Raw genomic sequence first — 12,608 nt, 5'->3', positions numbered from 1 at the left:
GGCGGTTGTCACACCACATCAAGCGCGGCGGTCGGCGGTCCTGGCGACCCCTCGGGCCCACAGCACGAGGGGCAGTTGCAGGGGCAGGCGTCCGACGGCCGCCGCCTTCTGCGGGGCGGGCCGGTGCCGCCAGTCCACGGCCATCTGCACGTTGGCGGGGAAGACGCCGACGAAGAAGGCGGCGGTGGCCAGTGCCGCGGCCCTACGGGTCCGGGGCAGCGCCAGGCCCGCGGCCAGCGCGAGTTCGGCGGCGCCGCTGGCGTAGGTCCAGGTGCGGGGGCGGCCCGGCAGGGCGCGCGGGATGGTCGCGTCGAACTGCCGGGGAGAGGCGAAGTGGGCGACACCCGCCGTGGCCAGCAGGCCGGCCAGCAGCAGGGGTGAGCGTTCGGACCGGGGCACGGTTCCTCCTCCGAGGGTCTGCCGCGCGATCATACTGGACGGTAGGTATGCGATACTACTGAACGGTAGGTATGTGAGGGGCGCACGTCTCCTCCCCCGCTTTCCGCCTCCGCTTTCCTCCTCCGCTTTGTCCGCCCTGTCCCCCGCAGCCCCCGTTCAGGGGAAAGTGAACCGGAGGGCGCTTGACGGCGGGCCGGTTCGTCGACACCTCAGCCGTGACCCTGCCGCTGATCCCGCCCATGCTCGCCACGCCCGGTTCGCTGCCCTCCCCCGCGCAGGACGCGCGCTGGGCGTACGAGACGAAGCAGGACGGCCAGCGCATGGTGGCGTATCTGCCCGGTGACGGCTCACTGCTGCTGCGGGCCCGCTCCGGCGAGGAGATCACGGCCGCCTATCCCGAGCTGCGCCCGCTGGGCCGGGCCCTGGGCACCACGCCCGCGATCCTGGACGGCGAGATCCTGGCGCTGGACGAGGCGGGCCGTGCCAGCTTCCAGCTGCTCCAGGGCCGCATGGGCCTGGCCCACGCCCCCGGCCTGGCGGCACGCCGGGCGGCGCGGATCCCCGTGCACGCGGTGCTGTTCGACGTGCTGTACCTGGGCCCCGAGCCGCTGATCCGGCTGCCCTACGTCGAGCGCCGCGAGCGGCTGGAGGCGCTCGGTCTCGACGGACCCTACTGGTCGACGCCCGGCGCCGTCTTCGGCCACGGCGCCCAGGCCCTGGCCGCCACCCGGGAGCACGGTCTGGAGGGCCTGGTCTGCAAACGGCTGGACTCGGTGTACGAGCCGGGGGTGCGCTCCCGGGCCTGGATCAAGATCCGCAACATGCGCAGCGAGGACGTCGTGGTGGGCGGCTGGCTGCCCGGCAAGGGACGGCTGACCGGGCTGCCGGGCGCCGTGCTGGTGGGCCAGCGCGGGGGCGGGAGACTGCGGTACGTCGGCAGCGTGGGCACGGGCTGGAGCGAGGCCGAGCGCTCCGAGCTCGCCGCGCTGCTCGCGGACCTGGCGACCGACGTCTGCCCCTTCGACCCCGTACCGGCCGCGCGCGGCGCCCACTGGGTGCTGCCCCGCCTGGTCGGCGAGGTCCGCTACAGCGTCCGCACCCGCGCGGGCATGCTGCGCCAGCCCTCCTGGCTGCGACTCCGCCCGGACCTCACCCCCGAGCAGTCGGCGGCGGACCTGCCGGACGACCCGCTGAGGTAGCGGCGCCGTGCGGAGGCGAGGGCGCTGTGCCTCCGGACCGGCCACCGGGGGTGTCTCGCCGATCAAGCCGGCCGGGACCCGCCGTACCGGGCCATCCTGGCCGGCCACGCCCCGTGCCCTGTGCCGCGCCCGGGCCGCGCGCCCACCGACCGGGGCGCCACACGGCCGGGGTACCGCCGGCCGGAGGCGCCGCACCACCGGAGGCGCCGCACGACCGGAGGCACCGCACGACCGGAGGCGCCACACGACCGGAGGCACCGCACCACCAGAGGCGCCACACGACCGGAGGCACCGCACCACCGGAGGCACCGCACCACCAGAGGCGCCACACGACCGGAGGCACCGCACCACCGGAGGCACCGCACCACCGGAGGCACCGCACCACCGGAGGCACCGCACGACCGGAGGCGCCGCACGACCGGTGTACGGGCACCTAGCACGCGGGCACCGGTGTGCGTCGTGCCGGGCGATCACGGCCGAACGGCGGCCTCGGCGACGTCGGCGACGTCGGGCGCCGTACCCGGCGGTCCCGCCCGCCCGCCTGCCCTCGGGTGCTGTCGTGCGCGGCGTCCGGTGACCTGAGGGGTCCGTGGAAGGTCTATCGTGTGCCGCATGGCCGTGCCTGAAATGATCCGTGTCGTCTCCCGGGACTCGCCGATGGCGTTGGCTCAGGTGGAGCGTGTCCGTGCCGAGTTGGCCGCCCTGTACCCCGGTGTGCGCACCGAGGTGGTGCCGGTGAAGACCACCGGCGACAAGTGGCTGGGTGAGCTGGCCAAGGTCGAGGGCAAGGGGGCCTTCACCAAGGAGGTCGACGCCGCGCTGCTGGCCGGGGAGGCGGATCTCGCGGTGCACTGCCTGAAGGACGTGCCCGCCGACCGGCCCCTGCCCGCGGGCACCACGTTCGCCGCGTTCCTGAAGCGGGACGACATCCGCGACGCCCTGGTGCACCCCGGCGGCCTCACCCTCGACGAGCTTCCGCCCGGCACGAGGATCGGTACGTCCGCGGTGCGCCGTATCGCTCAGCTGGCCGCCACCCACCCGCACCTCACGTGCGTCCCGTTCCGCGGCAACGCCAACCGTCGGCTGGAGAAGCTCGCCGCCGGGGAGGCGGACGCCCTGCTGCTGGCCGTGTCCGGTCTGGAGCGCATCGGACGTCAGGACGTGATCAGCGAGGTGCTGTCCCCGGAGACGATGATGCCGCCGATCGGCGCGGGCATCCTCGCCCTTCAGTGCCGCGAGGGGGACACCGAGCTGATCGAGACCGTCAGCGCCCTCGGCGACACCGACACCTACCGCGTCGCCACCGTGGAGCGCATGTTCCTGCACGTGCTCCAGGGGCACTGCAACAGCCCGATCGCCGGGTACGCGCAGGTCGACGGCGGCGGTGAGCTGTCGCTGCGGGCGTGCGTGTTCACTCCCGACGGCAAGACCCGGCTGAACGCCCACGAGTGGGCGGGCCGCCTGGACGCCGCCACGCTCGGCACCTCGGTCGCCGTGGCCCTGCTGCGCCAGGGCGCCCGCGAGATCATCGACGGCATCCCGCACTGAGGCGACCGCGGCGACCCGGGCGCCTGGTCCGGCCCGGCACCGACCCGGCATCGCCGCGCGGCGCCGGGGCGGGGCCGGGCCGTGTCAGCCGGCGGTGCCCGGTTCGGCCTGGTCGCGCAGGAAGTTGCTGATCTGGTGCACCAGCCCGCCCTGGGCGCCCGCGCAGGCCGCGCCCGCCGCGACGGACTCCTCGTGCGCACCGATGCCGCCGGTCCACATCCGCCGGTCGGTCCACTCCTCGTCGACGCGCAGCTGGACCTGGACGTCGACCTGGGACAGGGACGACTCCGGGCCCGCCGCGTACAGCACGGCGGTGACCCGGCGCAGCGGGTAGACGTCGTAGCCCTCGATGAACTGCGAGTTGCGCCAGTCGACGAACGCGCCCTCCCCGTCGGGGCCGAGCCGCACGTCGATCTGGCCGTCCTCCAGGTGGACGCCGAAGCTGCGCGTGCCGCGGTTCTCGACGGTGACGCGGATACGGAAGTACGTCAGCCCTTCGGCCGCGTCGTCACGCCCGCGCGGCGGTTCGGCCGGCTCCAGGCGGTGGACGCGGACGCGCAGACCGGCATGCCCGTCGTACTCCTGCCAGTCCCCGACCACGTTCGGCTCGTACACAATGCACCTCTCGACTACCAAGAGCTGCTTCCTATCTGTGCGCCGAGCACACTGTCAAATGTGCCGAATGCGGCGTGGCCTGGGAATTCGCCGGCAATTGATCGCTGATCAAGCCGTGTGCTGGAGAAACCTCCGATTCGGCCCTTCCGGCCGCCGCCGCGGGCGTGCCGCACATCACGCCGTACGGCCGCCCGACGGATGGGTGAGCCCCGCGTCAGCGGGCGAGCCGGCCGAGCAGCCCGGAGGCCGCGGTGATGCCGAGCGCGGCGGCCGCCACGAGGACGGCGAAGTCGAGGGCGAGATGCGCGGAGGTGCCGAGCAGCAGCCCGCGCAGCGCGTCGACCTGGTAGCTGAGCGGGTTGGCCTTGCTGACGGCCTGGAGCCAGCCCGGCATGACGGCCACGGGATACAGCGCGTTGGAGCCGAAGAACAGCGGCATCGTGATCGCCTGTCCGATGCCCATCAGCCGGTCGCGGCTGAGCACGATCCCGGCGATGGTCATCGACAGGCACGAGAAGAACGCCGAGCCGAGGATCACGGCGGCGGCCACGCCGAGCAGCCGCAGCGGGTTCCAGGTCAGCGCCACCCCCAGCAGGGCGGCGATGACGATCACGACGATCGCCTGGATCAGCGACTTCACGCCGGCCGCGAACGCCTTGCCGGTGACCAGGGCCGAGCGTGGGGTCGGGGTCACCAGGAGCTTGTTGAGGACGCCCGCGTCCCGCTCCCAGATGATCTGGATGCCGTAGAAGATGGCGATGAACATGGCGGACTGGGCGATGATGCCGGGCGCCATGAAGTCGATGTAGGGGATCCCGCCGGTGGGGATCGCCCGGATGCGGGTGAAGGTCTGACCGAAGATCAGCAGCCAGAGCGCCGGCTGGACCGCGCGGGTGTAGAGCTCGGTGCGGTCGTGGCGCAGCTTCTGGAGCTCCACCGCGCACATGGCGCCGACGCGGGCGGGCAGCAGCCGCCAGCCCGCGCGGGGCCGCGGGGGCCGCACGAGGAGGCCGATGCCGCTCTGACCGGCCGGCTCAGCCGAGACGGTGGGCGGTGCGGCGGGTGCTTCGGACATCGCGGAAATCTCCTGAGGTGTCGTCGAGGCCGCTGCCGGCCACGTCACGGAAGACGTCCTCGAGCGTGGGCGGCGGATCGGTGGCCGGAGCGCCCTGGGCGCGGCGCCGTTCGCCGAGCCCGTGCCGCAGTTCGGCGGGCGTGCCCAGGGCCCGGATCCGGCCGCGGTGCATCAGGCCGACCCGGTCGCAGTACTGGTCGGCCTCGTCCATGTAGTGCGTGGTGACCAGGACCGTCATGCCGGTGGCGGCGCGGACGGCGTTGATGTGCTCCCACACTCCGGTGCGGGCGATGGGGTCGAGGCCGATGGTGGGCTCGTCGAGGATCAGCAGGCGGGGCGCGCTGACCAGGGCCTGGGCCAGTTCCAGGCGGCGGACCATGCCGCCGGAGTACGTCTTGGCCAGCCGGTCGGCCGCGTCGGTCAGGTCCACGGCGGCCAGGGCCTGGGCGACCCGGGCGGCGCGTTCGCGGCGCGGGACGTCGAAGACACGGGCGAACAGGGTGACGTTCTCCCGGCCGGTGAGGGCGGCGTCGGCGGACAGCTGCTGGGGGACGTAGCCCAGCAGGCGGCGTACGGCCATCCGGTCGCGGGCGGGGTCGTGGCCGAAGACGCGGACCATGCCGGCGGGGACCGGCAGCAGCGTGGTGATGCAGCGGATCGCCGTGGTCTTCCCGGCCCCGTTGGGCCCGAGCAGCCCGAACACCTCTCCCTCGCCCACGGCCAGGTCCAGGCCGTCGACGGCCTTGGTGCCGCCGAAGGCGTGGGCGAGTCCGGTGCAGGTGACCGCGTCGTCGGCCGCGGCCCGCTCGGCGGCGGCCTCGGCGGTGTCCTTCGTCATGGTCGGTCGGCCTCCTCACGCAGGTTGTCGGCCAGCCTGCGCAGGGCGGGGATCGCGGCGCGCAGGGCGTCCCGGTCGGCCTGGTCGAGCCGGTCGACCTGGCGGCGGACCAGGGCCGCCCGGCGCTCGCGCCAGTCGCGCAGTCGGGTCCCGGCGGCCTCGGTGAGCCGCAGCCGGGCGGCCCGCCGGTCGGCGGGGTCCGTCTCACGGACCAGTTGCCCGTCCCGGACCAGCCGGTTGACCAGTGTCGACACGGAGTTGCCCGCCAGGTGCAGCTCCTTGGCGGCCTCCGAGACACCGATGCCGGGGCGCGCCTCGACCAGGCGCAGCAGTTCCACCTCGGCGCCGCGCAGCCGCGGCACGGTCAGCCCGGCGCGCAGCCGGCGCCGGATCGGCCGCAGGACGCCGACGAGCGCGTCGGCCAGCTCCTCCGCGTAGGCCTCCGGCTCCACTTCGGTGTCGGTCTCCGCTTCCACGACGGCAGATTACCTCTGTGACAGAGGTAAGTGCCCCAAGAGACGGTCAAGACGGCGCGACCGCGGGATTCACGCCGGATCACACGCGGTCACTGAAATTCCCAATATTCACCGCGACAGCATTTCCGGAACCCATCGCTCTACGATTCAGAATCATCCGGTCGCGCACCGTCACCGAATTCCGGAATTGTTTCAGAATCGCCGACATCGGGAATCCGCATTTCAGTGCTTCGGACAGGAGGCACGTCCGTGGGAGCCGGCGCGCCGGGCCCCGATGTCTGTCCCCCAGGTCCGAGCCCCGCGCCTCCCGCGGTGTCCGTCCATCGAGCACCTGCTGAGGGAGGCGCAGCGTATGCGTACCACCGGCAGAACGAAGTCTCATCCGCACGACGACGCCCCCGACACCGCGGCGGCGTTCGATCGGCTCGCGCGACTGCCGGACGGCCCCGAGCGCAAGGCGCTCCGGGACGAACTGGTCCAGGTGTGGCTGCCGATGGCCGAGCGGATCGCCGTCCGGTTCCGCGGGCGCGGCGAGGCCCTGGAGGATCTGTACCAGGTGGCGGCGCTCGGCCTGGTCAAGGCCGTCGACCACTACGATCCGGCGCGCGGCTACGCGTTCGAGGCGTACGCCGTGCCGACCGTGACCGGGGAGATCAAGCGGCACTTCCGCGACCACATGTGGACGCTGCACGTGCCGCGCCGGGTCCAGGACCTGCGCAACCGGGTGCGGCGCGCGGCGAAGGAGCTGGCGCAGACCACTCCGGGCCGGGCACCGACCGTCGCCGAGATCGCCGAGTACACCCATCTGAGCGTGAGCGACGTGCACACCGGCATGGAGGCCCTGGACTGCTTCGCCGCGCTCTCCCTGGAGGCGGAGGTGCCGGGCACCGAGGGCTACGCGCTCGGCGACGGCCTGGGCGAGGCCGACCCGCGCTACGACCTCGTGGTGGACCGGGTGGCCGTCAAACCGTGTCTGGAGGCGCTGCCCGAACGCGAGCGCATGATCCTCTACCTGCGCTTCTTCCGGGGCATGACACAGAGCCGGATCGCACAGCAGCTCGGGATCTCGCAGATGCACGTCTCACGGCTGCTCAGCGGCTGCTTCGCCCAGCTGCGCGAGGAGTTGCTCGCCGAGACGCTCTGAACGCCGGCGCCCCGGTCACCCCGGCCGTTCGCCCGGCTGACGCCCCGCTCGAGCGTCCGGTCGGGTGACCGGTGCGGGCCGGGCACCGTTTCGGCGGCATCGGGAGGGTACTCGGCAGGCGCCCCAGGGCGTTCCCGTCGGACACTGGTGTGAGACCGGTGGCCACCGGTCGACGAAAACCAGGACGTGCGATGAACCACGACGCGACACCCTCCAGCCACCCCGAGACCGGCGTCCTCTCCACCCACTCGGTGTGCGGCGCGCCCTGCTGGGTCAGCCTGACCAGCCGCGACCTGGAGGCCACCGAGAACTTCTACCACGCCGTGCTGGGCTGGGACTGGCGCTCGACGGCCAAGCTCGGTGAACACTTCCGGATCGCGCTCGCCGACGGTGCGCCGGTCGCGGGGATCGCGGCCGTGGCCTCCATGTGGCAGATGGCGGTGGCCTGGACCCCGTACTTCGCCGTGCCCAGCGCCGACGACGCCGTCTCACGGGTGCAGGAGCGCGGCGGTACGGCGGCGGTCGGTCCGATCTCGCTGCCGCCCGGGCGGGCCGCCCTGCTGGCCGACCGGGACGGCGCGACCTTCGGGATCTGGGAGGGCGAGCTGTTCACCGACTGGGAGACGTGGCGCAAGGCCGCGCCCGCCTTCATCCGGCTGCACACGCGTGACGCGTTCGACGCCGCCATGTTCTACGGCGAGGTCCTGGACTGGGCCTCGGACCGGCCCGGCTGCTGCCAGGTCCGGTACGAGGGCGAGGAGGTCGTGCTGCGCAGCCACGGCGAGGTGGTGGCCCGCATCGAGTCGGGGGCGCTGGAGGCGGCCCCCGACCCCACGATCCGCCCGCACTGGCAGATCCACTTCCGGGTGGCGGACGTGGCCGCCTGCGTACGGGCCGCCGAGTGCCACGGCGGCAGCGTCCTGCGCGAGGGCGCCGAGGAGGCCGTGCTGCGCGACGCGGACGGCGCCCAGTTCACGGTGACCTCGCGCCGGGAGATCTGAACCGGCCGCGAGGAGACCCGGACCTTCAGCGTGCCGTCCTCGGCGGCCGGGACAGCAGGACCAGGCTGCGGGACTCCACCAGGAGGTCACCGGCCGGCTTGTGCTCGGCCTCGTCCGGGGGACCGTGGGGTTCTGCCGTGTCGAGGACCGTGGTCCAGCGCTCGCCGTAGGCGGGGCCCGGCAGACGGAAGTCGACCGCTTCCCAGTAGCCGTTGAGCAGCAGCAGGAACGAGTCGTCCACCACGCGCCGGCCCTTGCGGTCGGGCTCGGCGATGGCGTCGCCGTTGAGGAAGACCATCACCGAGTGCGCGTCGGAGCGCAGCCAGTCCTCCTCGGTCATCTCGCGGCCGTCCGGGAGCATCCACACCAGGTCCGGCAGCGGCTGGTCGTCGCGGGTCGCCGTCTCGCCCTGGAAGAAGCGGCGGCGGCGCAGCACGGGATGGGCGGCGCGCAGGGCGATGACGTACCGCGTGAAGTCCGCGAGCTCCCGCTGCGCGGCGGTCGGCCGCCAGTCGATCCAGGAGACCTCGTTGTCCTGGCAGTAGGCGTTGTTGTTGCCACGCTGGGTGCGACCCAGCTCGTCGCCGTGGCAGAGCATCGGGATGCCCTGGGAGAGCAGCAGCGTGGCCAGCAGGTTGCGCTGCTGGCGGGCGCGCAGGGCGAGGATCGCCGGGTCCTTGGTCTCCCCCTCGGCGCCGCAGTTCCAGGACCGGTTGGCGCTCTCCCCGTCCCGGTTGCCCTCGCCGTTGGCCTCGTTGTGCTTGTCGTTGTACGACACCAGGTCGCGCAGGGTGAAACCGTCGTGCGCGGTCACGAAGTTGACGCTGGCGCGCGGCCGGCGGCGGTTGTGGGCGTACAGGTCCGCGGAGCCCGTCAGACGGGAGGCGAAGTCGCCGAGCGTGTGCTCCTCGCCGCGCCAGAAGTCCCGTACCGCGTCCCGGTACAGGCCGTTCCACTCCGACCACAGCGGCGGGAAGTTTCCCACCTGGTAGCCGCCCTCGCCGACGTCCCACGGCTCGGCGATCAGCTTCACCCGGCTGATCACCGGGTCCTGCTGGATCAGGTCGAAGAACGCCGACAGCCGGTCCACCTCGTGGAACTGCCGGGCCAGGGTGGCCGCCAGGTCGAAGCGGAAGCCGTCGACGTGCATCTCGGTGACCCAGTACCGCAGCGAGTCCATGATCAGCTGGAGTACGTAGGGGTGGCGCATCAGGAGGCTGTTGCCGGTGCCGGTGGTGTCGTAGTAGTGCGCCCAGTCGCCGTCGACGAGGCGGTAGTAGGAGGCGTTGTCGATGCCGCGGAAGGACAGGGTGGGGCCCTTCTCGTTGCCCTCGGCGGTGTGGTTGTAGACGACGTCGAGGATCACCTCGAGGCCGGCCGCGTGCAGCGCCCTGACCATCGACTTGAACTCGGCGACCTGCTCGCCGCGGGTGCCGCGGGCGGCGTAGCCGTTGTGCGGCGCGAAGAAGCCGATGGTGTTGTAGCCCCAGTAGTTGGCAAGGCCCCGGCCCTGGAGCACACCGTCGTGGACGAACTGGTGCACCGGCATCAGTTCGACGGCCGTCACGCCCAGCGAGGTCAGGTGCTCGATCACCGCCGGGTGCGCCAACCCGGCGTAGGTGCCGCGCAGTTCGGGCGGCACGTCGGGGTGGGTGCGGGTCAGGCCGCGCACATGCGCCTCGTAGATCACGGTGTCGGAGTACGCCCGCCGCGGCGGGCGGTCGTCGCCCCAGTCGAAGGCGGGGTCGGTGACCACGCCGAGCATGGTGTGCCCGGCGCTGTCGGCCGGATCGGGGCCGTGCGGGGCGCGCTCGTACAGGGAGGGGTGGTTGTCGATCTGCCCGTCCACCGCCCTGGCGTAGGGGTCCAGGAGCAGCTTTCTCGGGTTGCAGCGGTGGCCGGCCGCCGGGTGCCAAGGCCCGTGCACCCGGTAGCCGTAGCGCTGCCCGGGCCCGACGCCGGGCAGATAGCCGTGCCACACGAAGCCGTCGGCCTCGGTCAGCGGGACGTGGCGATGGGTGCCGGCCTCGTCCACGAGGACGAGTTCGACGTGTTCGGCGACCTCGCTGAACAGCGCGAAGTTGGTGCCCTCGCCGTCGTAGGCGGCGCCCAGCGGGTAGGGGTACCCGCTCCACACGGGAACGGGTACCCCTTTATGGCGCCCGCGCGCGGTCACCGGGCCTCCTCCAGGACGGCCGCCTCCAGGATGTCCTCCGGGCCGCTCGGCGGAGAGGCCAGCGCGGCGACCGGCATGGCACGGGGCGTCTTCAGGCCCTCGCGCAGGGTCGGCTCGGGAGCCCTCGGGACCAGCGGGACACGCACCCCGGCGCGGGCCCGCTGCGAGAACCAGATGACCTTGCTGCCGGTCTCGGAGGCGCAGCAGCCCCAGCCGTCGCTCGTCGCCGCGATGCGGGCCAGGCAGCTGCGCAGGTCCTGGTCCGGGCGCAGGTCGTGGTTGTTCTCCCCGACGGCGGTGATGAGGTGCTGGCCGGTCCACCACATCTCGATGGACGTGTGCTTGTCGCGGGCGTGCTCGTCGATGGCCTTCAGCAGCATCTCGGCTCCCCCGCACACGGGTTCGACGAGGTCCTCCAGGTCCCAGAAGCGGAGGTGAGCGGCCAGGATGCGCCTGACCTGTCCGACCCGTTCCGGGCTGACTTCCACGTCGAGGTGGTAGTAGCAGGGCACTGCGGTCTTCATCGTCGTTGGCTCCTCACGGCGAGGCTCGCGCTTGCTCAAGGCCCCTGTGTCGGGCTCAGCCCCCGAGTACGAAGCGTGAGCACGTGTTGCCTCTGAGTCAGATCCCACACTGAGCGCGCTACGCCATTCGTGCAACCCGAGCGGTCGGCGAGGAGGCGTCGGGCGCTCTGGCCAGGACCGCGGCGATCAGGCGAAACACGCTGGTTGAAGATCCAACAGGACGGTGGGTCGTTGAACGTGCACCATGAGTGAAAGTCTCGAGCGCCGTGAACGGGACCCGTGCCTCCGCGGGCGCGGTCACCGCCCCGACCGTCGGGGAAACGTGCCCATCGAGCGCATCCGAAAGGTGAACGGCGCCATGCTGCTACCCGCCAAGGCCGAAGTCGCACGGCATCTGCGGCACTACCGGGCGTGGGAACGCGCGATGCTCGCGTCCCCCGACGACCGCAGGGTGCGGGCCACCTTCGAGGATTCGGGCTACACCCTGTGCGTGCTGATGGGCAAGCGCTGCGCACGGGAGGCCGCGGACGCCGCGGAGCGCTATCTGCGCACCAACCTCGTCACCTATCTGCGTGAGCAGAGCAGCGGCCGGCCGCACGTCGGTGTCGTCACACGGCGCAACCGGCGCACGGCGAAGAAGAGGCGTTCGCCCGCCGGGGCATAGAGCCCACCGGGACGCAGAGCCCACCAGGACGCGAGGCCCACCAGGACGCGAGGCCAACCGAGATTCGAAATCCGCCGGGACTCGAAATCCGCCGGGTCACGAGCCCACCGGGTCACCGAGCCCCCGGGTGCGTGGAGCCACGCCCCCGCATGCCCTCCCCGGGCAGGACATGCCGGGGAGGGCGCCGAGAAGGACATGCCGAGAAGACGCGGTTCCCGGCCGGGCGCGAGCCCGGCCTCAAGCACGGTGGAGGTGACACCATGAGTTCGACCCCGAGTTCGACCACGGTCCCCGGCCGCATTCCGGTGCGGGACGTCCGCCCGGCCGTGGAGTACGGCCGTCGTCCGGCCAAGGCGGTGACCGGCGAGTCGTTCCAGGTCACCGCCACCGTGTTCCGCGAGGGCCATGACGCCGTGGCCGCCAACGCGGTACTCACCGATCCGGAGGGCCGTCCGGGTCCCTGGACGCCGATGCGCGAGCTGGCGCCGGGCAGCGACCGCTGGGGAGCCGAGGTCACCCCGGACGCGCCCGGGCGCTGGACGTATCACGTGGAGGCCTGGAGCGATCCGGTCGCCACCTGGCGGCACACCGCCTGTATCAAGGTGCCGGCCGGCATCGACGCCGGGCTGGTGCTGGAGGAGGGCACCGCGCTCCTCGAGCGTGCCGCGGCCGGGGTCCCGCAGGGACCGGAGCGCGACACGGTGCTGGCCGCCGCCGAGGTGGTGGGCGACGACTCGCTTCAGGTCATGACGCGGCTGGCGGCGGCGTTGACGCCGGAGGTGGACGCGATGCTGGCCCGGTATCCGCTGCGGGAGCTGGTCACCGCCTCCGACGCGATGCCGCTGCTGGTGGAGCGGGAGCGGGCCCTGTACGGCGCCTGGTACGAGTTCTTCCCCCGCTCCGAGGGCACGCCCGAGCAGCCGCACGGCACCTTCACCACCGCCGCCCG

The 12,608-nt window shown here is 72.7% G+C and carries 13 protein-coding genes; 6 read left to right on the top strand and 7 right to left on the bottom strand.

Annotation, left to right across the window (positions count from 1 at the left end; translation table 11 throughout):
* Positions 1-18 precede the first annotated feature (18 nt).
* Positions 19-399, bottom strand: coding sequence for a MauE/DoxX family redox-associated membrane protein (locus ABZ484_RS26480; protein WP_358868420.1), 381 nt, complete (start codon positions 397-399; stop codon positions 19-21).
* Positions 400-614: 215 nt separating this feature from the next.
* On the opposite strand from ABZ484_RS26480, the gene ABZ484_RS26475 reads away from it, so the two are divergent.
* Both ABZ484_RS26475 and hemC read left to right on the top strand, forming a co-directional pair.
* Positions 615-1,598: an ATP-dependent DNA ligase gene (locus ABZ484_RS26475; protein WP_358868419.1), complete on the top strand. Its 984-nt coding sequence runs from the start codon at positions 615-617 to the stop codon at positions 1,596-1,598.
* A gap of 612 nt (positions 1,599-2,210) precedes the next feature.
* Positions 2,211-3,146, top strand: a complete 936-nt coding sequence (gene hemC / locus ABZ484_RS26470) for a hydroxymethylbilane synthase (RefSeq protein WP_358868418.1) — start codon at positions 2,211-2,213, stop codon at positions 3,144-3,146.
* A gap of 84 nt (positions 3,147-3,230) precedes the next feature.
* Here the strand turns inward: hemC and ABZ484_RS26465 are convergent, their stop codons facing one another.
* From ABZ484_RS26465 to ABZ484_RS26450, 4 genes are all read right to left on the bottom strand, one after another.
* Positions 3,231-3,761 carry a hypothetical protein gene (locus ABZ484_RS26465; protein WP_358868417.1) on the bottom strand — a complete coding sequence of 177 codons (531 nt, stop codon included), beginning with the start codon at positions 3,759-3,761 and terminating at the stop codon, positions 3,231-3,233.
* Positions 3,762-3,975: 214 nt separating this feature from the next.
* Entirely contained in the window at positions 3,976-4,836 is an 861-nt protein-coding gene (locus ABZ484_RS26460) for an ABC transporter permease (protein WP_358868416.1), read from the bottom strand.
* Entirely contained in the window at positions 4,796-5,674 is an 879-nt protein-coding gene (locus tag ABZ484_RS26455) for an ATP-binding cassette domain-containing protein (RefSeq protein WP_358868415.1), read from the bottom strand. Before ABZ484_RS26455 ends, ABZ484_RS26460 begins: the two co-directional genes overlap by 41 nt.
* Positions 5,671-6,126: a MarR family transcriptional regulator gene (locus ABZ484_RS26450; RefSeq protein ID WP_358868446.1), complete on the bottom strand. Its 456-nt coding sequence runs from the start codon at positions 6,124-6,126 to the stop codon at positions 5,671-5,673. Before ABZ484_RS26450 ends, ABZ484_RS26455 begins: the two co-directional genes overlap by 4 nt.
* 376 nt (positions 6,127-6,502) lie before the next feature.
* Here ABZ484_RS26450 and ABZ484_RS26445 point away from each other — a divergent pair, with 376 nt between their 5' ends.
* Together ABZ484_RS26445 and ABZ484_RS26440 are read left to right on the top strand one after the other, a co-directional pair.
* Positions 6,503-7,294: a SigB/SigF/SigG family RNA polymerase sigma factor gene (locus ABZ484_RS26445; RefSeq protein WP_358868414.1), complete on the top strand. Its 792-nt coding sequence runs from the start codon at positions 6,503-6,505 to the stop codon at positions 7,292-7,294.
* 191 nt (positions 7,295-7,485) lie between these two features.
* Positions 7,486-8,295 carry a VOC family protein gene (locus ABZ484_RS26440; RefSeq protein ID WP_358868413.1) on the top strand — a complete coding sequence of 270 codons (810 nt, stop codon included), beginning with the start codon at positions 7,486-7,488 and terminating at the stop codon, positions 8,293-8,295.
* 25 nt (positions 8,296-8,320) lie between these two features.
* On the opposite strand, the gene glgX is transcribed toward ABZ484_RS26440, so the two are convergent.
* On the bottom strand, positions 8,321-10,471 hold the full coding sequence (gene glgX, locus ABZ484_RS26435) for a glycogen debranching protein GlgX (protein WP_358868412.1): 2,151 nt from the start codon (positions 10,469-10,471) through the stop codon (positions 8,321-8,323).
* Positions 10,468-10,995, bottom strand: a complete 528-nt coding sequence (locus ABZ484_RS26430; protein ID WP_358868411.1) for a pep a2 — start codon at positions 10,993-10,995, stop codon at positions 10,468-10,470. The genes glgX and ABZ484_RS26430 overlap by 4 nt, the downstream gene beginning before the upstream one ends.
* A gap of 358 nt (positions 10,996-11,353) precedes the next feature.
* On the opposite strand from ABZ484_RS26430, the gene ABZ484_RS26425 reads away from it, so the two are divergent.
* On the top strand, positions 11,354-11,659 hold the full coding sequence (locus tag ABZ484_RS26425) for a DUF5133 domain-containing protein (protein WP_358868410.1): 306 nt from the start codon (positions 11,354-11,356) through the stop codon (positions 11,657-11,659).
* A 260-nt stretch (positions 11,660-11,919) separates the two neighbouring features.
* Positions 11,920-12,608 (top strand): maltotransferase domain-containing protein (locus ABZ484_RS26420; RefSeq protein WP_358868409.1); only part of this gene is annotated, 689 nt, incomplete at its 3' end.

Source organism: Streptomyces sp. NPDC006393 (assembly GCF_040628575.1).
Taxonomy (GTDB): domain Bacteria; phylum Actinomycetota; class Actinomycetes; order Streptomycetales; family Streptomycetaceae; genus Streptomyces.
The sequence above is the reverse complement of the archived record's forward strand: the minus strand, read 5'-3'. Positions and strand labels throughout refer to the sequence as shown.